The 20,761-nt window shown below is 60.9% G+C and carries 20 protein-coding genes; 16 read left to right on the top strand and 4 right to left on the bottom strand.

Annotated features, from left to right (window positions below):
- The first annotated feature begins 37 nt into the window (after positions 1-37).
- From tkt to fba, 6 genes are all read left to right on the top strand, one after another.
- Entirely contained in the window at positions 38-2,035 is a 1,998-nt protein-coding gene (gene tkt / locus V6943_RS02390) for a transketolase (protein ID WP_340552503.1), read from the top strand.
- Positions 2,036-2,201: 166 nt separating this feature from the next.
- Positions 2,202-3,248, top strand: coding sequence for an erythrose-4-phosphate dehydrogenase (epd, locus tag V6943_RS02385; protein WP_340552502.1), 1,047 nt, complete (start codon positions 2,202-2,204; stop codon positions 3,246-3,248).
- Between the two features lie 49 nt (positions 3,249-3,297).
- Entirely contained in the window at positions 3,298-4,461 is a 1,164-nt protein-coding gene (locus V6943_RS02380) for a phosphoglycerate kinase (RefSeq protein WP_340552501.1), read from the top strand.
- A gap of 91 nt (positions 4,462-4,552) precedes the next feature.
- Positions 4,553-4,747: a hypothetical protein gene (locus V6943_RS02375; protein ID WP_131649561.1), complete on the top strand. Its 195-nt coding sequence runs from the start codon at positions 4,553-4,555 to the stop codon at positions 4,745-4,747.
- Positions 4,748-4,774: 27 nt separating this feature from the next.
- Complete coding sequence (locus V6943_RS02370; RefSeq protein ID WP_340552500.1) at positions 4,775-5,107, top strand: MliC family protein; 333 nt, start codon at positions 4,775-4,777, stop codon at positions 5,105-5,107.
- A 183-nt stretch (positions 5,108-5,290) separates the two neighbouring features.
- Complete coding sequence (gene fba / locus V6943_RS02365; RefSeq protein WP_340552499.1) at positions 5,291-6,355, top strand: class II fructose-bisphosphate aldolase; 1,065 nt, start codon at positions 5,291-5,293, stop codon at positions 6,353-6,355.
- Positions 6,356-6,602: 247 nt separating this feature from the next.
- Here the strand turns inward: fba and V6943_RS02360 are convergent, their stop codons facing one another.
- Positions 6,603-6,980 (bottom strand): response regulator, encoded by a 378-nt coding sequence (locus V6943_RS02360; RefSeq protein ID WP_340552498.1) that lies wholly within the window; start codon positions 6,978-6,980, stop codon positions 6,603-6,605.
- A gap of 241 nt (positions 6,981-7,221) precedes the next feature.
- On the opposite strand from V6943_RS02360, the gene V6943_RS02355 reads away from it, so the two are divergent.
- The 5 genes from V6943_RS02355 to V6943_RS02335 all read left to right on the top strand — a co-directional run bounded on the left by V6943_RS02355 (position 7,222) and on the right by V6943_RS02335 (position 9,866).
- Positions 7,222-7,842 (top strand): class I SAM-dependent methyltransferase, encoded by a 621-nt coding sequence (locus V6943_RS02355; RefSeq protein ID WP_340552497.1) that lies wholly within the window; start codon positions 7,222-7,224, stop codon positions 7,840-7,842.
- 202 nt (positions 7,843-8,044) lie between these two features.
- Positions 8,045-8,323 carry a DUF3509 domain-containing protein gene (locus V6943_RS02350; protein WP_197444910.1) on the top strand — a complete coding sequence of 93 codons (279 nt, stop codon included), beginning with the start codon at positions 8,045-8,047 and terminating at the stop codon, positions 8,321-8,323.
- Between the two features lie 128 nt (positions 8,324-8,451).
- A complete protein-coding gene (locus tag V6943_RS02345; RefSeq protein ID WP_131649566.1) occupies positions 8,452-8,925 on the top strand; it encodes a hemerythrin domain-containing protein in 474 nt (157 codons plus the stop codon).
- Positions 8,926-9,245: 320 nt separating this feature from the next.
- Positions 9,246-9,620, top strand: a complete 375-nt coding sequence (locus V6943_RS02340; protein ID WP_131649567.1) for a hypothetical protein — start codon at positions 9,246-9,248, stop codon at positions 9,618-9,620.
- A 57-nt stretch (positions 9,621-9,677) separates the two neighbouring features.
- On the top strand, positions 9,678-9,866 hold the full coding sequence (locus V6943_RS02335; RefSeq protein WP_131649568.1) for a hypothetical protein: 189 nt from the start codon (positions 9,678-9,680) through the stop codon (positions 9,864-9,866).
- A 31-nt stretch (positions 9,867-9,897) separates the two neighbouring features.
- Here V6943_RS02335 and V6943_RS02330 read toward each other — a convergent pair whose 3' ends face one another.
- Positions 9,898-11,082, bottom strand: coding sequence for a BaiN/RdsA family NAD(P)/FAD-dependent oxidoreductase (locus V6943_RS02330; protein WP_131649569.1), 1,185 nt, complete (start codon positions 11,080-11,082; stop codon positions 9,898-9,900).
- Between the two features lie 152 nt (positions 11,083-11,234).
- On the opposite strand from V6943_RS02330, the gene V6943_RS02325 reads away from it, so the two are divergent.
- Entirely contained in the window at positions 11,235-11,993 is a 759-nt protein-coding gene (locus V6943_RS02325) for a substrate-binding periplasmic protein (protein WP_340552496.1), read from the top strand.
- On the opposite strand, the gene yccS is transcribed toward V6943_RS02325, so the two are convergent.
- Complete coding sequence (yccS, locus tag V6943_RS02320; RefSeq protein WP_131649571.1) at positions 11,984-14,170, bottom strand: YccS family putative transporter; 2,187 nt, start codon at positions 14,168-14,170, stop codon at positions 11,984-11,986. The genes V6943_RS02325 and yccS overlap by 10 nt on opposite strands.
- A gap of 195 nt (positions 14,171-14,365) precedes the next feature.
- Between yccS and V6943_RS02315 the strand changes: the two genes are divergently transcribed.
- Entirely contained in the window at positions 14,366-15,844 is a 1,479-nt protein-coding gene (locus tag V6943_RS02315) for a PhoX family protein (RefSeq protein WP_131649572.1), read from the top strand.
- A 71-nt stretch (positions 15,845-15,915) separates the two neighbouring features.
- On the opposite strand, the gene dbpA is transcribed toward V6943_RS02315, so the two are convergent.
- Entirely contained in the window at positions 15,916-17,295 is a 1,380-nt protein-coding gene (gene dbpA, locus V6943_RS02310; protein WP_181099605.1) for an ATP-dependent RNA helicase DbpA, read from the bottom strand.
- A gap of 182 nt (positions 17,296-17,477) precedes the next feature.
- Here dbpA and rloA2 point away from each other — a divergent pair, with 182 nt between their 5' ends.
- From rloA2 to V6943_RS02295, 3 genes are all read left to right on the top strand, one after another.
- Positions 17,478-17,987, top strand: coding sequence for a retropepsin-like aspartic peptidase RloA2 (gene rloA2, locus V6943_RS02305; protein WP_340552495.1), 510 nt, complete (start codon positions 17,478-17,480; stop codon positions 17,985-17,987).
- A gap of 648 nt (positions 17,988-18,635) precedes the next feature.
- On the top strand, positions 18,636-18,899 hold the full coding sequence (locus tag V6943_RS02300; RefSeq protein WP_045163945.1) for a DUF4212 domain-containing protein: 264 nt from the start codon (positions 18,636-18,638) through the stop codon (positions 18,897-18,899).
- 6 nt (positions 18,900-18,905) lie between these two features.
- Positions 18,906-20,675 carry a sodium:solute symporter family protein gene (locus tag V6943_RS02295; RefSeq protein WP_181099607.1) on the top strand — a complete coding sequence of 590 codons (1,770 nt, stop codon included), beginning with the start codon at positions 18,906-18,908 and terminating at the stop codon, positions 20,673-20,675.
- Positions 20,676-20,761: the final 86 nt, after the last annotated feature.

The raw sequence follows: 20,761 nt of genomic DNA, 5'->3' as shown, positions 1-20,761 counted from the left end.
GCCTTTTTCACGTACTACCCCCGCAGGAGATTCAGCGATGCCCAGCCGTCGTGAGCGAGCCAATGCCATCCGCGCCCTCAGCATGGATGCTGTGCAGAAAGCCAACAGCGGCCATCCCGGTGCCCCGATGGGCATGGCGGACATCGCCGAAGTGCTCTGGCGCGACCACCTGAAACACAGCCCGACCAACCCTTTGTGGGCCGACCGTGACCGTTTCGTGCTGTCCAACGGTCACGGCTCGATGCTGATCTATTCGCTGCTGCACCTGACCGGCTACGACCTGTCCATCGACGACCTGAAGAATTTCCGTCAGCTGCACAGCAAGACCCCTGGCCATCCCGAGTTCGGCTACACCGCCGGCGTCGAGACCACCACCGGCCCGCTCGGTCAGGGTCTGGCCAACGCCGTGGGCTTCGCTCTGGCGGAGAAGGTCATGGCGGCGCAGTTCAACCAGCCCGGCCATGAAATCGTCGACCACAACACCTACGTGTTCCTCGGCGATGGCTGCCTGATGGAAGGCGTCTCCCATGAGGTCTGCTCGCTGGCCGGCACCCTGGGGCTGAACAAGCTCACCGCGTTCTACGACGACAACGGCATCTCCATCGATGGCGAAGTGCATGGCTGGTTCACCGACGATACCCCGCGCCGCTTCGAGGCTTACGGCTGGCAGGTGATCCGCAATGTCGACGGTCACGACGCCGACGAAATTCAGATGGCCATCGAGACCGCGCGCAAGAGCGACCGTCCGACGCTGATCTGCTGCAAGACCATCATCGGCTTTGGCTCGCCGAACAAGCAGGGCAAGGAAGAATCCCACGGTGCCGCGCTTGGCGACGCCGAAATCGCCCTGACCCGCGAAGCGCTGGGCTGGAAGCATGGCCCGTTCGAAATTCCCGCCGAGATCTACGCCGAGTGGGATGCCAAGCAGAAGGGCGCCGACGCCGAAAACGAATGGAACAAGCGCTTCGCCGCCTACGAAACTGAATTCCCGGCGCTGGCCGCTGAATTCAAGCGGCGCATGGCCGGCGAACTGCCCGCCGACTTCGCCGAGAAAGCCAGCGAATTCATCCGCGAAGTGGCCACCAAGGGCGAGACCATTGCCAGCCGCAAGGCCAGCCAGAACTGCCTGAACGCCTTCGGCCCGCTGCTGCCGGAACTGCTCGGCGGCTCGGCGGACCTGGCCGGCTCCAACCTGACCCTGTGGAAGGGCTGCAAGCCGGTGGTCGCCGAGGACGCTTCGGGCAACTACATGTACTACGGCGTGCGCGAGTTCGGCATGGCCGCCATCATGAACGGCGTCGCCCTGCACGGCGGCCTGATCCCCTACGGCGCGACGTTCCTGATGTTCATGGAATACGCGCGCAACGCGGTGCGCATGTCGGCGCTGATGAAGCAGCGGGTGATCTACGTCTTCACCCACGACTCCATCGGTCTCGGTGAAGACGGCCCGACTCACCAGCCGATCGAACAACTGACCAGTCTGCGCACCACGCCGAATCTGGACACCTGGCGCCCGGCCGACACCGTCGAATCCGCGGTCGCCTGGAAGCACGCCGTCGAGCGCAAGGACGGCCCGAGCGCGCTGATCTTCTCGCGCCAGAACCTGCCCTATCACGTACGCGACAACGAAACCGAGGCAGCCATCGCCCGCGGCGGCTACATCCTGAAGAACTGCGAAGGCGAGCCGGAGCTGATCCTGATCGCCACCGGTTCGGAAGTCAGCCTTGCGGTCGAAGCCGCCGACAAGCTGGCCGCCCAAGGCCGTCAGGTGCGCGTGGTTTCCATGCCTTGCACCAGCGTGTTCGACGCCCAGGATGCGGCCTACAGGCAGCAGGTGTTGCCGGTGGAAGTCGGCGCGCGCATCGCCATCGAGGCGGCGCATGCGGACTACTGGTACAAGTACGTCGGCCTCGAAGGCCAAATCATCGGCATGACCACCTACGGCGAGTCGGCCCCGGCCGGCCAGCTGTTCGAGGAATTCGGCTTTACCGTCGATAACGTTCTCGCGGTTGCCGAAGAGCTGTTGGAAGACTAACGAGTCAGCTGGAAGCCTGAAGCTGGAGGCTTGAATAAAAGCAGCCGGATCAGGCTTAAGGGATCACAGCAGCTGAGAGGTTACGGCTGGATGGTGGAAGTGCCAGCGGCATGAGTACTTCCAGCTTCCGGCTCCAGCTCCCAGCTCGCCCAGAGACGAGCCGCGAATGTCCCGAACTCCCTCTTACCGCATCGCGCTTAACGGCTACGGCCGTATCGGCCGTTGTGTGCTGCGCGCCTTCTACGAACGTGATGCCGCATTCGATTTTCAGATCGTTGCCCTCAACGACCTGGCCGACATGGCCAGCCTGGAATACCTGACCCGCTTCGACTCCACCCATGGGCGCTTTCCCGGCGAGGTGAGCGTGGACGGGGACTGTCTGCACCTCAATGGCGACTGCGTGAAGGTGCTGCGTGAGTCTACGCCGGAGGCTATCGACTGGTCGGTGCTGGGCGTGGACCTGGTGTTGGAATGTTCGGGCGCCTACAACACCCGAGCCAGCGGCCAGCGTTTTCTCGATGCCGGCGTGCCGCGCGTGCTGTTTTCCCAGCCGATGACGGGTGCTGCGGATGTCGATGCCACCGTAGTGATGGGCATCAACCACACGCAGCTGACCGGCGCCGAACGGCTGGTTTCAAATGCCTCCTGCACCACCAACTGCGGTGTGCCGTTGCTGAAACTGCTCAACGACGCGGTGGGCATCGAGTACGCCTCCATCACTACCATCCACTCGGCGATGAACGACCAGCCGGTGATCGACGCCTACCACCACGACGACCTGCGCCGCACGCGCTCGGCCTTCCAGTCTGTGATTCCGGTGTCCACCGGATTGGCCAAGGGAATCGAACGGCTGCTGCCGGAACTCTCTGGACGGATTCAGGCCAAAGCCGTTCGGGTGCCGACGGTGAATGTGTCCTGCCTGGATATCACCCTGCAGACGTCCCGTGACACGGACGCCCAGGCGATCAACCGGGTGCTGCGCGAGGCCGCCGAATCCGGCCCGTTGAAGGGATTGCTGGCGTACACCGAGCTGCCCCATGCCAGCTGCGACTTCAATCACGACCCGCATTCGGCGATCGTCGATGGCAGCCTGACGCGAGCCTCCGGGCCGCGGCTGGTGAATCTGCTGGCCTGGTTCGACAACGAATGGGGATTCGCCAACCGTATGCTGGACGTCGCCGAACACTATCTGCGCGTGGCTCATCGCCCCTAGCGGGCCGCGTCTTGAATTTCGCTGTTTCGTACTTTTAAGGAAGATCGACATGACCGTTTTGAAGATGAACGACCTCGACCTGCAGGGTAAGCGCGTGCTGATCCGCGAAGACCTCAACGTGCCGGTGAAGGACGGCGCGGTGAAAAGCGATGCGCGCATCCTGGCCTCGCTGCCGACCATCAAGCTGGCGCTGGAAAAGGGCGCGGCGGTGCTGGTCTGCTCGCACCTGGGCCGCCCGGAGGAGGGCGTGTTCAGCGGGGAAGACAGTCTCAAGCCGGTCGCCGACTATTTGAGCAAGGCGCTGAACCGCGAAGTCCCGCTGGTCCGCGATTACCTCGACGGCGTCGAGGTCAAGGCCGGTGAGCTGGTGCTGCTGGAAAATGTGCGCTTCAACCAGGGTGAGAAGAAGAACACCGACGAGCTGGCGCAAAAGTACGCGGCACTGTGCGACGTCTTCGTGATGGACGCCTTCGGCACCGCTCACCGCGCCCAGGGCTCGACCCATGGCGTGGCCAAATTCGCCAAGGTCGCCTGTGCCGGTCCGCTGCTGGCCGCTGAACTCGATGCGCTGGGCAAGGCGCTGAAGAGCCCGGCCAAGCCGATGGCCGCCATCGTTGCCGGTTCCAAGGTCTCGACCAAGCTCGATGTATTGAACAGCCTGAGCCAGGTGTGCGACCAGCTGATCGTCGGTGGCGGCATCGCCAATACCTTCCTGGCCGCAGCGGGCTTCCCGGTGGGCAAGTCGCTGTATGAAGCCGATCTGGTGGACACCGCCAAGGCCATCGCGGCCAAAGTCAGCGTGCCGCTGCCGGTGGACGTGGTGGTAGCCAAGGCCTTCGCCGAGGACGCCGAGGCCACGGTAAAAGCCGCTGCCGATGTGTCCGACGACGACATGATTCTGGACATCGGCCCGCAGACCGCGGCCAATTTCGCCGAGCTGCTCAAGTCCTCGAAAACCATTCTCTGGAACGGCCCGGTTGGGGTATTCGAGTTCGATCAGTTCGGCAACGGCACCAAGGTGCTGGCCGAGGCCATCGCTGAAAGCCCGGCATTCTCCATCGCGGGCGGCGGTGACACCCTGGCGGCCATCGACAAATATGGTGTGAGCGAGAAGATTTCCTACATCTCCACCGGCGGCGGCGCCTTCCTCGAATTCGTCGAGGGTAAGGTGCTCCCCGCGGTGGAAATCCTCGAGCAGCGAGCCGCACAGTAGCGCTCGTCAGGCATAACAAGCGAAACACCAAGGCAACCCCTGGAGCTTGATGAGGTCTCTGTTTTGTCTGAGCACGGAATGGAGACTTACCATGCGTTATGCCGCTCTAGCTGTTTGCTGTCTTGGCTTGGCCGGTTGTGCCGGTGGCGCGCCGGATTCGCTTTGCGAAGTGATCGACCCGCCACCAATCGAAAGTCCCACTGCACAGAACGATCAGCGGGTGCAGATGCAAAGCACCGGCGATCCAACCGCTGGAACCGCTGCGGACGTTCAGGATTGCCCCTGAGCCGATGCAGCCAAGCAAGGAGAAGCGATGAAAGGCCTGTATATCCCGTTTGCCGCACTGCTGCTCGGTGGTTGCGGTCACTGGCAGTCCGGCCCCGACGCACCCTTCGTTCGCTGGAAATGCCAGAGCCAACAGAACATCGCCTGGCGCTACGCCGATGACAGTCGCCAAACGATGGAGCTGAAGATCGGCGATAGCGAGCAGGTTCACCGGCTGCGCAAGGAACCTGCCACTCGTGGTGCTTTCTATAGCGACGGTGTGGTGGCTTTCCACGACAAAGGCAACCAGGCGTTGGTCTTTCGGACCGCCGACGACAAGCTGCTGGCCCATGGCTGCAGCGCTTCGCTGATCACCATTTGAGATGCCGAGACGCCCCTACGCAGCGGGTCGGCATGGAGCGATTTGCGGCGTTTCGCCAGAACTGATGGTTTTTGAGCCGTCCGCCACTACAATGCCGCGCCTTACCGCGCGGTGCTTGAACAGCGCCCGCCCCTGCGGCAGGCTTTAAACGAATAAACGACCCAAACCGGGAGAAAGGAAAACATGGCACTCATCAGCATGCGCCAGATGCTCGACCACGCCGCCGAGTTCGGCTACGGCGTGCCGGCCTTCAACGTGAACAACCTCGAGCAGATGCGAGCCATCATGGAAGCGGCCGATAAGACCGACTCCCCGGTGATCGTCCAGGCTTCTGCCGGTGCCCGCAAATACGCTGGCGCCCCCTTCCTGCGCCACCTGATCCTGGCGGCGCTCGAAGAATTCCCGCATATCCCGGTGTGCATGCACCAGGACCACGGCACGAGCCCGGATATCTGCCAGCGCTCGATCCAGCTGGGCTTCAGCTCGGTAATGATGGACGGCTCGTTGCGTGAAGACGGCAAGACGCCGTCCGATTACGAATACAACGTGCGTGTCACTCAGCAGACCGTTGCTTTTTCCCACGCCTGCGGCGTATCGGTGGAAGGCGAACTGGGCTGCCTGGGTAGCCTGGAAACCGGCATGGCCGGTGAAGAAGACGGCGTCGGTGCCGAAGGCACCCTGGATCACAGCCAGCTGCTGACCGATCCGGAAGAAGCCGCCGATTTCGTGAAGAAGACCAAGGTGGACGCCCTGGCCATCGCCATCGGCACCAGCCACGGTGCCTACAAGTTCACCAAGCCGCCGACTGGCGACACGCTGTCGATCCAGCGCATCAAGGAAATCCACCAGCGCATTCCCGATACGCACCTGGTGATGCACGGCTCCTCCTCCGTTCCGCAGGAGTGGCTGAAAATCATCAATGAGTACGGTGGTGACATCAAGGAAACCTACGGCGTGCCGGTCGAGGAAATCGTCGAAGGCATCAAATATGGCGTGCGCAAGGTCAATATCGACACCGACCTACGCCTGGCATCCACCGGTGCGATCCGCGAGTTCATGGCGAAGAACCCCGCCGAATTCGATCCGCGCAAGTACCTGGCCAAGACCGTCGCGGCCATGCGTGACATCTGCATTCTGCGCTACGAAGCCTTCGGCACCGCTGGCAATGCCTCGAAGATCAAGCCGATCTCCCTGGAAGGCATGTTCCAGCGTTATGCTTCCGGCGAGTTGGACCCCAAGGTCAACTGAGTCGGCGCTAACGACTGAACAAGGGCCCGCTTGAAGTGGGCTCGAAATAACAAACCCCGCCTTGGCGGGGTTTTGTTTGTTAAGCGTTGTACCGGCCGACGCAATTGTCGCGGGTCGCGCCTCTTATGAGGTTTGCGGGAGGCCCGCCCCCGGGGCGAAGCTTTTGCCTTGCCCGGTACTACCAGGCGCACTTGTCTTTGGAGTACGACTCAGACACCGGCTACGCTGAGCGTTAGATGGAGAATCCTTAGTCCAATAGTTGCTGAATCTGGCTGTGCAGATTATCGAGCGAGAAGGGCTTTGCGATGATCGGAGCGGAGCGGGCGATGGGGCTTCCTGACTCGTGGATTTCGATCGGATAACCGCTGATGAAGATGACTTTCAGATCGGGCCGCAACTTGATTGCCGGTTCCGCGATCATCACGCCTGAAACTCCACCGGGCAGTCTGAAATCGGTTACCAGCAGGTCCAGTCGCGGTTTGGTTGCCAAAATCTCGAAAGCTCGGGCGGAATCCGCCGCCTCCAGAACCTTGTAGCCTTCCCCTGCTAGATAGTCAGACAACAGGCCGAGAATGTGGGGTTCGTCCTCAACGAGCAGGACAACTTTGGTTGGTGCTTGGCTCATCGGGGTGATTCTCGATTCTTGTGAAAATAGCTTGTGAACGTATTTTGTGTCAGGCCAGTGATGGTTCCGGCGCGAGACGAGCACTTGGAGCACGACGGCGCTCCGCAAGTTCATGAGTGCACTGGCAATCGGCTGATCCAGTCGAGTGTTTGTCGGTGCATGCCCAGCAGAGTACTGAACTATGGTACGAACCTCTATTGGAGAAGCCCACGGCTCATGTCAGTTACTTCGGAAGCCCACCATGACCAATGAAGACACCCGGACCATCGCTGATCGGACGTTGGATGACTATCGTGCCAATGCCGAGGCGTTTCGCGAGGGCACGCGCGACCACGACGTCAGCCAGAATATCGATGCATTGTTGCGAAACATCCACGGCGAACCGCCTTTTCGCATTCTCGACCTGGGTTGCGGTCCGGGGCGAGACCTCAGGACATTCACATCGCTCGGCCATATCGCCGTCGGGTTGGACGGCGCTGAACCCTTCGTGCGCATGGCGCGGGTCGATAGCGGTTGCGAGGTGCTGCACCAGGACTTCCTGCAGCTGGACCTGCCCGCCGAAGCGTTCGACGGCATCTTTGCCAATGCGGTGCTGTTTCATCTTCCCAGCCGTGAAATCAGCACGGTTCTGTTGAAGTTGCATGCCGCGCTTCGCGGCGGTGGCGTGCTGTTCACCTCCAATCCGCGCGGCAACAATCAGGAGGGCTGGAGCGGTGCGCGTTATGGCACTTGGTATGACTGGCCAGCCTGGCGGGAATTGCTGCAGTCGGCGGGCTTCATCGAGCTCGATCATTATTACCGGCCGGCAGGTCTGCCTCGCGAACGGCAACCGTGGCTTGCCAGCGTCTGGCGCAAGGGCTGAAGTGGCGGACAGCGGCAAGCGGCGGTTGTTCATCCGTAACGCAGAATGCATGTCGTGAAGCTTGGCTTCATGCGTTTTGCATGCATCCAAAACGCTATTATGTGACGCAAGTCACTGAATTTCGTGGGTTTCGTGATCTGTCCCGGTTGGCATGAACGCTGCTCTAGTTAAGGAAGCTGGACCATAACCGGAGTACACAATAATGATCGCCGCTGAAAAAACTCTCTCTGCCGCGTTTCCTGAGTTCGAAGTACTCACCACCCCTCGTCCGGATGGGGGGCTTCTCTTGACGCTGCGTAACGATGATCGGGACATCATCAAGCGCGCTCTTTCCAAGGGTCAGACCCAGACCAATATTCAGCTGGAATGGGTCATCAGCTCGATCCGCCGCGACCTGGCGCTGGAGGCTGGCATGTCGCCTGCCATCGCCCGGTTGCAGAGCCAGAGCCGCACTGGGCTGCCGACCTACGATTACGCCTGAACCGATCGTTGGGCCCGCCGTGTAGTGGGCCCACCTTCGGATAAGCACTGCGCGATCTGGCGCAGGCGAACCTACCGGATCAGAAGAGTCCGGGTGCAGCAAGCCGTTTAAGTGATGAGGAATCCCACATGAATGCCATTGACCTGTTGATTGAAGACCACGAACGAGTGAAGGACATCCTGACGCGCCTGACCGAGAGCACAGAGCGTGCGGTAAAGACTCGTACCGACCTGCTGCAAAAACTTGAGATGGAAGTGACCATCCACACCCAGCTCGAAGAGCAGATTCTCTACCCGGCCTATAAGGAAGCGGGTGGAAAGGAAGAGCTGAAAATGTATTACGAGGCCAAGGAGGAGCACCGCGCTGTGGATTCCCTCGTGCTGCCTGATCTCAAGGTGACCGATCCGGGGAGCGTTGAGTTCTCCGGCCGCGCGAAAGTGTGCAAGGAGCTGCTCGAGCATCACATCGAGGAAGAGGAATCGGAAATGTTTCCCCAGGCGCGCGAGCTGTTCGACGAGGCCAGGCTGGAAGAGATGGGTAAGCAGATGAGCGAACTCCGAGACCGCCTGAAGAAGGAATTCGTTGCCAGCAAAGCGGCTTGACGTATTTCGTACCGGGGGCGCAACGCCTCGGCACATTGTTCACACCCAACCGGCGCGCAGGTAACTGTCGCGCCGGTTGACGTATCGGCTCGATAGCCAGGCCGAACGGCCGCAAAGCATCGACTGAGATCAATCAGAGCCTTCGTTTTATACGCTAGCGTGCTGGATATGCATGGCAGGACCGATACCGTTGAGCGGTTGACGCCCAGTCTGCGGGGTTGCGTGGGCACTCTCCTCCTTGTGAAAGGTCAGTTTCAGAAGGATTGATTTGTCCTATCTCCGGCTTGTTAGTCGGCTTTCATCTTTCTGGAGGGTTATCCATGCGTCTTGCTTACTTGTCTGCCCCTGTTCTAGGTCTGCTGCTGGTCGGCTGCGGCCCGGATGAGGATCTTGAGCGCGAACAGACCCCGCCGCCACCTGCAACCGAGCAGCCTGCGGCTCCTGCAACTACGCCGCCAGCTGCCACACCGCCTGCTACCGGAACTGGCGCTGGAACGGGTGCAGGGCCGGGCACTACCGGAACCGGTACGGGCGCCGGCGCGGAAACCGGCACCGGAACCGGCGTCACAACTGGAACGGGTAATTCGGATGGCATGAACACCGCACCGGCCGACAACGGCAGCGGTCTGGGCACCGAGTCGGGTGCCGGCACCGCGCCCAATCCCACCGGCACCGGTACGGGTGCGTCCCAGTAAGATTTTAAATTCAACGGCGCCTCGCGAGCTTGGCGAGGCGCTCTGCTGGAGGTTTGGATGAAGACGAAATATATCGCCGTCGCCGCTGCGCTACCTGTTGCGCTGATGCTGAGCGCCTGCTCGCCGGACGAAGAGCCGTCGGCAATGGATAACACCAGCGAAAATCAACAGGAATACCAGAACACGGCCACCGACCCGGCCGGGCCGCGCGAGATTTCGCCACCTTCGAATATGGCCAACGAATGACAGGGCTCGTACGCTGCGGCTGAGCGAGCTGCTACACGTACTGGGCCGCCGCATAGCCGGATGCCCAGGCCCATTGGAAATTGAAACCGCCGAGATGGCCGGTAACATCCAGCACTTCACCCACGAAGTACAAGCCCGGTGCCTTCTGCGACTCCATGGTCTTCGACGACACTTCGCGCGTGTCGACGCCACCCAATGTCACCTCCGCGGTGCGATAGCCTTCGGTGCCGGCCGGGACCAGTTGCCAGTTGCCGAGCTTTTCCGCCACGTCTTCGAGTTCAGCCGGGCTGTACTGCTTCAGCGGCCTGGAAATGAACCAATGCTCGGCCAGCAGCCCCGCCATCTTGCGTGTGAACAGCTCGCCGAGCAGCGTTTTCAACTCGGTATTGGGGCGTTCACGGCGCTGTTCGTCCAGCCAGTCGACGAGGTTCAGGTGCGGCAACAGGTTGATTTCGATGACATCGCCCGGCTGCCAGTACGAGGAAATCTGCAGAATCGCCGGCCCGGAAAGTCCGCGATGGGTGAACAGGATGTTTTCCTTGAAACTCTGGCCGTTGCAGCTGACCAGGCAATCCTCGACCGAGGTGCCCGACAGGGCTTCGCACATCCCCTTGAGCTGCGGTTCGGTGATGGTGAATGGCACCAGGCCGGCGCGAGTCGGCAGTACGCTGTGGCCGAACTGACGCGCAATCTGATAGCCGAAACCGCTGGCGCCGAGCGTCGGAATCGACAGCCCGCCTGTCGCGATCACCAACGATTGGCAGGCCAGTTCGCCGGCATCGCTTTGCAACCGATAGCCGTCCTCGTTGCGTTCGACCGACTGCACGCTCGTATTCAGGTGAAGGTCGACGCCCGCTTGTCGGCACTCCTCGAGCAACATGTCGAGGATGTCGCTGGCCTTGTTGTCGCAAAACAGCTGACCGAGTTTTTTCTCGTGATAGGGCACGCCATGACGGCTGACCATCTCGATGAAATCCCATTGGGTATAACGCGCCAGAGCGGATTTGCAGAAATGCGGATTGCCGGAGAGGAAGTTGGCCGGCTCGGTGTACATATTGGTGAAATTGCAGCGTCCGCCGCCGGACATGAGAATTTTCTTGCCGGCCTTGTTGGCATGGTCGAGCAGCAGAACGCGGCGGCCGCGTGCCGCCGCCGTGAAAGCGCACATCAGTCCGGCAGCCCCCGCGCCAATTACCACCACATCCGTTTGCAACACCGCTCACCTCGACTCGAAAACGCGAGATGGTACTCCTGCCGCCGGGCTACTGCAGCCTGGGCTTGGGACAGCCGACGAGACGAACATGGCAATCGGTTCACCGTGTGCTTTGCTATGAGTAATGGCGCTTCGCTATGAGGGGCGAGAAGTCCATGAAAGATTCAAGCCGTCTTCTATGGTTGGCATTGCTGCTGGCGAGCACGTCCCTTTCGGCCGACGTGCTGCGTCTGGCTGGCAACGCTTGGCCGCCTTATACGGATCGACGTCTGCCCGAGGATGGTTTGTCGGTCGAGCTCATCCGCACTGCGCTTGGCCGTGCGGGCTACCGGATCGAATACATCGAGGTGCCCTGGGAGCGCGCTCTGCTGGGGCTGAAGACTGGCAGCTACGACATGGTCAATGGTTGGCCGGCCCTCAACCGAGCTGATTATGTGCGCCGCTCACAGCCTTTTTTGACCAATCGCATGCGTTGGGTGCAGCGACGCGACAGTGACATTCGCTATGACGGCCTCGCCAGTCTTGCGGTCTATCCCGTTGCGCTGAGCCGCGGCTATGGCTATAGCGAGGAGCTGGAAAACGATTCGTGCCTGAACAAGGGGTACGTCGCGAACTTCGTGCAGGCGGCGAGGATGCTGCTGGTCGGGCGCGTCGATCTGACGCTGGAAGATGAGCGCACCGCCCTGTTCCATTTCCGCCGCGAACTGAAGCAGGTAAGCGACGCCTTGTCGTTCGTGCCGGGTGAATTCAGCCTGCGCGATTTGTCGCTGGCGGTACGCAACAGCCATCCGCAGCAGGCGGCGATCCTCGCAGCGTTCAATCGCGAGATCGCGGCGATGGAAAAAGAAGGCAGCTATGCGGCGATCTTTCTCCGCCATGGGCTGCCTGCGCCCGAAGCGTTGCCTCAGCCCTGAGCCGGCGGCGCCTGGCGCACCAGGTGGCTGGCCATACTGCGCAGCGGCGCGAGCTGGCGGCAGATCAGACCCAGCTGGGTCTGTAGCAGACGGTGTGCATCGTCCTGGTCCTCGGAGGCCTGTTCGAGCTGTTGCGCGAGCGCTTCTTCCTCATCGCTGTAGACCGCCACTGGCTGGTTGGTTTGCAGGGCCGTCGCCAGCTCGTCGAGGCTGCTCGCCAGTTGCTGCGCCGCACGTTCGAGCATGTCGTCGCGGGCATCGTCGGGCAGGCTTTCGCGGTGTGCGCCCAGCCCTGACAGATAGTTGAGCAGCGTGTGGGAGAGAATCAGAAAGCGAAAGCCGGTCTCGGCATCCTTTCGGAAATGGCCGGGCTCCAGCAGCATGTTCGACAGCGTGGTCGACAGCGCGGCATCAGCGTTATGCGCGTTGCGTCGGGCCAGCCGGTACGCCAGATCGTCGCGTTTGCCGCTCTCGTACTGGCGCATGATCTGACGCAGGTAATCCGCGCTGCGGCTGAGGGTATTGGCAACCATCCGATTGAGCCGGCGACCCTGCCAGTCCGGAAGAATCAGGAACACTGCCGCCGCGGCGATCAGGCTGCCCAGCAGGGTATCGACCAGCCGCGGCCAGATCAGCCCGTAGCCGTCGCCGACCTGGTTGAAGCAGAACAGTACCAGCAAGGTGATCGCCGCCGTCGCCAGGGTATAGCGGCTGCTACGTGTGGCGAAGAACACCACGCCGGCGACCACGGCGAACAGCGCCTGGATCTGCTGGCTCGGGAACAGATCGAACAGCGCCCAGCCCACCACCAGCCCGAGCATAGTGCCGGTCACGCGCTGCACCAGCTTGATCCGTGTCGCGCCGTAGTTCGGCTGGCAGACGAACACCGTCGTCAGCAGCACCCAGTAACCCTGTTCCGGGTGGATCGCGTGCAGCACCGCGTAGCCGCACACCAATGCCAGGCTCATGCGCAAGGCATGACGGAACAGCAGCGAGGTGGGCGTCAGCTGCAAGCGGATGCGGGCGAGGGCGTCGCGTAACGATTGCGGCTCGCGGTCCAGCAGGCTGCTGTCCTGTTCGCCTTCCAGGGCATCGGGGTTGCTGGCACTGGCGAGTTGGCGCTGCATTGTCGACAGGTTGCTCGACAGCGCTCGCAGCGAGCGCAACAGCCCGCGCCAGGCCGGATTGCTCTGCATGCGCAAGTGTTCCAGCGACGATTCCAGATCGCCCAGTGCCTGGGCATTGGCTTCGCTGTAGCGAAAAGGCTGGCGCAGCTGAATGACCTTGGCCAGTTCGGCGCAGGCGATGCCCTGCAGGCGCAGCAGCCTGCCGCAGCGGAACAGCACGTCGCTGTGGAAGAAGGCCTCGGCCAGCGCCTGGTAGGGATAGTGCGAGGAGCTGACGCGCTCGTGCAGGTCCTGGGCGAGGAAATAGAGTTTGAGGTAATGGCTGATCTTGACGCCAGGACGACCGTTACCGAGGCGGTGCAGTAGGGTTTCCTTGGTGGCATTCAGCGCGCTGACCACCCGACAGTTCTGCTGCGCCAACTGCAGGCGGCGCTCCTCCACATCGAGTTGGCGCACCGGCTCGAACAGCGTGGCCTTGAGCTTGAAATACTGACCCAGTTCCCGATACAGCCTGGCCAGGCTCTGTTGCACCGGCTGATGCGAGAACAGGGCGTTCCAGAGCACCGACAGCAATCCGTACCAAGTCGCCCCTGCGAGCAGCAGCAAGGGTCCTCGCCAGGAGTCGAGATCAGCACCGTCGCGCTGATCAGCGGCGATCATGCTGTAAATGGACAGAATCAGCGTGGCCTGGGCAATGGTCGCGTAGCGCTCGCCCAGCGCGCCCAGCATCACCAGCACGAATGCAGCCACGGCCATGCCGCCGACGAACAGCGGCGGGTACGGGAATAGCAACTGCACCGAGGCGGCGGCGACGCTGAAACACAGCAGCGTGACCATTAAAGCCGAGAGCCGACCGAACCAGCTGTCGTCGGTTTCAGCCAGAGCGCTGGCAATCACGCCGAGAAACAGCGGGATGGCCATCGACGGCTGCCCGAGGTGCCAGCTCAGGCCCATGCTGCCGGCCAGCGCAATCAGCACGCGCAGGCTGTAGCCGAATTTCTCCAGCGCCCAGAGGCGGCGTAGGGAATGGCTGAGCGATGGTGAGCGCATGGACGTTCGGACCCGACTGAGAAGCTATTTGGACGCCCGAAGCGTTCGGACGTCACGGCGACCATGGCAAAGCTTATACCGTCCGTCCGTCCGTCCCGCATCACCGGAACGCCATCGCTTGGTCATGGTTCTGCCGTATTTCGCTGGCTTTATTCATGCGGCCCCTCCACCCATTACGATAAAAGAGGACAACGCATGAACCGTGAACATGATGCCAGCCGCCGCAGCCTGCTCAAGGGTGGCGCTATCGCCGCCGTAGTCGCCACCACGCCGTTTCTCGGGACCCTGGAAGCTTTTGCCGCGCGCAATGCGCAGGGCCGCGGTGCTGGCCTGGTCCGCAGCAGCTACGGCCCGCTGCGCCCCACCAAGGATCTGAGCACGGGTCTGGAACTGCTGCAGCTACCCGATGGCTTCCAGTACAGGAGCTTCTCCTGGACCGGCGATCTGATGGAAAACGGCCAGCCGGTGCCCGGTTCGCATGACGGCATGGGCGTTATCGACGTCCGTCGCGGGCACAACGGCCCGGAGATTGTTCTGGTGCGCAACCATGAAGCCGGCACCGGCAAGCTGATCGAGGCCGATGGAATCTACGACGGCATTACCCTTGCCAACGGCCAGCGTCCCGCCGGCGGCACCACCAATCTGTATTTCTCCCATGGCATCGACGATGCGGTACGCACCATGCCGAGCCTTGGCGGCACGCGCACCAATTGCGCTGGCGGCGTAACGCCGTGGGGCACTTGGCTGTCATGTGAGGAAACCACCGAGGATTACCGCAGCGTCGGTGGCCGTGCCCACGGTTATGTGTTCGAAGTCACCGCCGACCCTGCGCTGACCACCGGCCAGCCGATCGTGCAGATGGGCCGCTTCGCCCACGAGGCGGTGGCCGTGGATCCCCGCAACAGCTACGTCTACCTGACCGAAGATTCCCGCAATCGCTCCGGTTACTATCGCTACATTCCCACCGATGCCAGCCAGCAACCCGGCTCACTGGCGGCCGGAGGCATCCTGCAGGCGGCACGCGTCCGTAATCGCGCGTTGGTCGATCTGCACGCGCCGAAGCAGGGCGACAGCTACCAGCTGGAATGGGTCGAAGTGTCGAATCCTGACCTTGATCCGCAGCCTGAAGGAAGCGGCCCCTATGCCCAGGCACGCCAGGCCGGCGGCCTGAGCATGAGCCGCGGCGAAGGCATCTGGTACAGCGAAGGCAAGCTGTTCATCGTCGACACCAGCGCCGGCACCGACGCCCAGGGTCGCGCTGGCTATGGTCGCGGCGCGGTATGGATGCACGATCTGGTCAGTGATCGTCTGACCTGCATTTTCGCGTCCACCGATGCCGAAATCGCCAACAACCCGGACAACATCACCGTCAGCCCGCGCGGCGGTTTGCTGCTCTGTGAAGATGGCGGTGGCGTGCAGGATGCGTTCGGCTTCGGTGAGCGGCTGCTGGGTCTGACCACGGCGGGCGAGGCTTACATCTTCGCCAAGAACAACGTGGTGTTCGATGATGTGCAAGCCGCGGCGACGGGTAAGCAGGTCTCAGGGGGCGACTACCGCAACAGGGAATTCTGCGGGGCGTGCTTCGATCCGACCGGGCGCTATTTGTTCGTCAACATCCAGACCCCGGGCATCACCTTCGCCATCTGGGGTCCCTGGGCGCGCGGGTCGTTGTAAGAGAGGCAGCTGAAGCTGAAAGCTTGAAGCCGGAAGCTGGAAGTCAGAGCTGCTTGCTTCCGGCTTCCGGCTTAAAGCTGTCTGACTTTCAACGACCGCCCTTTGATCTTCCCAGCGTTGAGGCGATTCAACGCCTGTTTGGCGACGTCGCGCTCGACGGCGACAAACGCCTGGAAATCGAAGATCGCGATCTTGCCGACCTGGGTGCCGGGGATGCCCGCATCGCCAGTCAGCGCACCCAGAATGTCGCCAGGGCGCAACTTGTCCTTGCGTCCCGCGCCGATGCAGAGCGTCACCATCGGCGGTCGCAGCGGCTCGCCGGGCTGCGCTTTCAGGTCGCTCAGCGGCTGCCAGTTGAGCGACGCTTTCTGCCGCTCTTCGATGGCGCGGGCGCGATGGGCTTCGGCGGGCGCCACCAGGCTGATTGCGATCCCTTTTTTGCCGGCGCGTCCGGTGCGCCCGACGCGGTGAATATGTATTTCCGAATCGCGCGCCAGCTCGACGTTGATCACCATGTCCAGCGCGTCGATGTCCAGGCCGCGCGCGGCAACGTCGGTGGCCACCAGCACCGACAGGCTGCGGTTGGCGAACATCGCCAGCACCTGATCGCGGTCGCGTTGTTCCAGGTCACCATTGAGCGCCATGGCGGAGATGCCCTTGGCCGTGAGCTGTTCCACCAGCTCCTGGCATTGCTGCTTGGTAAAGCAGAAGGCGACGCAGGTTTCCGGGCGGAAGCTGGCGAGCACACGCACCACGGCGTCCATTCGGTCATCCGCATCGATTTCGTAGAAGCGCTGTTCGATCTGTGAATCGTCATGCAGCGCCTCGGCCTTCACCTGCTGCGGGTCGCGCATGAAGGTGGCCGAAAGCTGCTTGATGCCTGAAGGATAGGTCGCCGAGAACAGCAGCGTTTGCCGCTTGCTTGGCGTCTGCTCGATGATCTCCGCGATGGCGTCGTAAAAGCCCATGTCGAGCATGCGATCGGCCTCGTCGAGCACCAGGGTGTTCAGGCCGTCGAGTTTCAGCGTGCCCTTTTTCAGGTGCTCCTGAATACGTCCAGGGGTGCCGACGATGACGTGAGCGCCGTGCTCCAGCGAGCCGATCTGCGGGCCGATGGAGACGCCGCCACAGAGCGTGAGGATCTTGATGTTGTCCGCCGCGCGCGCCAGCCGGCGCAGTTCCTTGGCAACCTGATCGGCCAGCTCGCGGGTCGGGCAAAGCACTAAAGCCTGACAACCGAAGTAGCGCGGATTGAGTGGTTCGAGCAGGGCGATGCCGAAGGCGGCGGTCTTGCCGCTGCCGGTCTTGGCCTGAGCGATGAGGTCCATGCCCTTGAGCATCACGGGCAGGCTCTGGGCCTGGATCGCGGTCATCTCGCTGTAACCGAGGGCCTCAAGGTTGGCCAGCATGGCAGCGGAAAGAGGCAGGGAAGAAAATGCGGTACTGGGCACGGGGAAAGTCTTCGGCGGGGATCGGCCTGCAGTCTATCAGGCCGCTGGCTCACGCGGAGATCAAGCGTGCCACCGAGGCGGCCCGCCATCGCGGCGAAACGTTTTGTAGGACAAGCAAACGGAACCCAGCCAGCGAGTGGTCGATCGATAGCTTGTCCATGACTCGTTCCAGGAGGTTGTTTTTGTCTCGCGTTCTTTTCCTTGCAGGTCTGTTGGCGCTTCCGGCGTTCGCGGCCGAACCCACTCTTTATGGGCGTTACGAACACATCAAGATCGAAGAAATCGGCAAGACCCTGCCAGCCAAAATGGACACCGGGGCTATGACCGCATCGCTGTCAGCGCGCGACATCGAGCAGTTCCAGCGTGACGGTGAGGACTGGGTGCGCTTCCGTCTGGCCGTCGATGGCGCTGATGACACCATTTATGAACAGCCGCTGATTGGCATCAGTCAGATCAAAACCCGCGCCGAAGAGGGCGTTGAGGTCGATCCGAACAGCGAGCCGCCACGTGCGGAGCGGCCACTCATTGGCATGCAGCTGTGCATCGGCGACCAGCTGCGCGAGGCTGAGGTGAATCTCACCGATCGTACCCACTTCAGCTATCCGCTACTGATCGGGGCCCAAACCATCCGCGACCTGAACGCCGCGATCGATCCGGCCGATAAGTACACGGCAGGGCGACCGACCTGCTAAGACGCATGCACATGCATCTGATGGCGGATATGCGTAAGAACGAGCTGATGAGTAGTTGTCAGGGAACACGTTCTGAATTGCATTTGTCCGCCTTTCTTTAAGTGCAAAGCTTAAAAAACAGAATAGCCATAACTATGCGTTGCATTGTCGGAAGGCTGGATTTTGTTTTCGATATTAAATTGTTTATTTCATTTGATTAATATGATTCTTAATTTAAGTGTCTGGATTTAAGGCTTGTATTAGATTTTAAATTTAACGTATTGAAGTTCATATCTGATTATTCATGCTGCTTTGATTGGATGTAATCAAGAGCAGGAATGATTGGCGCGCTTTTATGTTCGATTAAAGGTTGGTAGTTTCGAGCCGCCGGGGGTGACCGGGTGCTGTTCGCGTTGGCAAGGGGGGCTGGTTTATCCCCGGTCGTAGCGGGACATCGAGCGTCGGACTGTCACGTCGAGGATTGAACGCTATCGAGCGACAGTTTGTTCAGCTATGAAAGCCTGTACGGAATGCCGTAATTCAGCGGTTTAGATGGCATTCGGTAGCGTTCGTCAGACTAAAGTCGGGGCTTTCTTTTCAGAACCCATCCTTGCTAGATTCACGATGTGGTTCCTCTCACTCGTAATAAAAATAAGACGGAGAACGTCAATGGCCGACGCCGATAAAGAAAATGCTGCTGCGTACTGGAAGGCGAACGTTCGCCTCATAACATGGAGCCTTGTGGTTTGGGCTCTCGTCTCATATGGCTTTGCTATCCTCTTGCGCCCGTTGCTGTCCGGTATACCGGTCGGCGGAACAGATCTGGGGTTCTGGTTCGCTCAGCAAGGTTCCATCATTACGTTCATTTTGATCATCTTCCACTACGCGTGGCGGTTGAACAAACTGGACAAGGAATTTGGGGTCGAGGAGTAAGCCAGAATGAGTCAATATTGGATTAACATGTTGTTCGTGGGCGCATCCTTTCTCCTATATATAGGGATTGCGGTGTGGGCCCGAGCTGGATCGACCAAAGAGTTCTATGTAGCTGGCGGTGGCGTCCATCCTGTAACAAACGGTATGGCGACAGCGGCTGACTGGATGTCTGCGGCTTCGTTCATCTCCATGGCGGGGATCATCGCTTCCGGTGGTTATGCCACTTCGGTCTACCTGATGGGTTGGACCGGTGGCTACGTGCTGCTGGCAATGTTGCTGGCGCCCTATCTGCGCAAATTCGGCAAGTTCACCGTACCTGACTTCATCGGTGATCGCTTCTACAGCCGAGGCGCGCGCCTGGTCGCGGTTATCTGCCTGATTCTGATCTCCGTCACTTATGTAATCGGCCAGATGTCCGGTGCTGGCGTGGCCTTCTCCCGCTTCCTCGAAGTGAGCAACTCCGCCGGTATCTGGATTGCCGCTGCGATCGTGTTCGCCTATGCGGTATTCGGTGGCATGAAGGGCATTACTTATACCCAGGTGGCGCAGTACGTGGTGCTGATCATCGCGTACACCATTCCGGCCGTGTTCATTGCCATGCAACTGACTGGCAACCCGATCCCGATGTTCGGCATGTTCGGCACTCACGTCGAATCCGGTATGCCGCTGCTGGACAAGCTGGATACTGTCGTTCAGGACCTGGGCTTCGCTGCCTACACTGCTGATGTCGACAACAAGCTGAACATGTTCCTGTTCACCCTGTCGCTGATGATCGGTACCGCTGGTCTGCCGCACGTCATCATCCGCTTCTTCACCGTACCGAAAGTAGCTGATGCTCGCTGGTCGGCTGGCTGGACGCTGATCTTCATCGCCCTCTTGTACCTGACTGCTCCGGCCGTTGCGTCCATGGCTCGTCTGAACCTTGTCGATACCATCTATCCGGAAGGCCCGCAGGCTGAAGCGATTCAGTACGAAGCGCGTCCGGGCTGGATCCAGACGTGGGAACAAACCGGTCTGATCACTTGGGAAGACAAGAACAGCGATGGTCGTATCCAGATGTACAACGACACCAACGCTACCTTCGCCCCCACTGCCCAAGAGCGTGGTTGGAACGGTAACGAGCTGGTCGTCAACAACGACATCATCGTGCTGGCCAACCCGGAAATCGCCAACCTGCCGGGCTGGGTTATCGGTCTGATCGCTGCGGGTGCCATCGCGGCAGCCTTGTCGACAGCAGCGGGCTTGCTGCTGGCAATCTCTTCTGCCATCAGTCACGACTTGATCAAGACGATCATCAATCCGAAGATCAGCGAGAAGAACGAGATGATGGCGGCGCGTCTATCCATGACCGCAGCAATCATCCTGGCTACCTGGCTGGGGCTGAACCCGCCGGGCTTCGCGGCACAGGTGGTGGCGCTAGCGTTCGGTCTTGCTGCAGCGAGCCTGTTCCCAGCGCTGATGATGGGGATCTTCTCCAAGCGCGTGAACAGCAAGGGTGCCGTTGCTGGCATGCTGGTTGGTCTGGTGAGCACTAGCGTGTACATCTTCCTGTACCTGGGCTGGTTCTTCATCCCAGGCACTGCGTCCATCGCCAACACGCCTGACAACTGGATATTCGGCATCTCTCCGCAGGCCTTCGGCGCCATCGGAGCGGTACTGAACTTCGCAGTTGCTTACGCTGTGTCTATGGCCACTGAGGCTCCGCCGCAGGAAATCCAGGATCTGGTGGAAAGCGTTCGTACTCCGAAAGGTGCTGGCGTTGCGCTTGATCACTAAGTAACAGTTCGACCAGAAGTTGGGTTTAGAATCTGGCCCATGGTTGAGATATAAGTCGGGCTTCCATTTGGAAGCCCGACTTTATT

This window comes from Pseudomonas sp. CBC3, assembly GCF_037967085.1.
In the GTDB taxonomy this organism is placed as follows: domain Bacteria; phylum Pseudomonadota; class Gammaproteobacteria; order Pseudomonadales; family Pseudomonadaceae; genus Stutzerimonas.
Note: the sequence above shows the minus strand (reverse complement) of the source record. Positions and strands in the feature narration are given on the sequence as shown.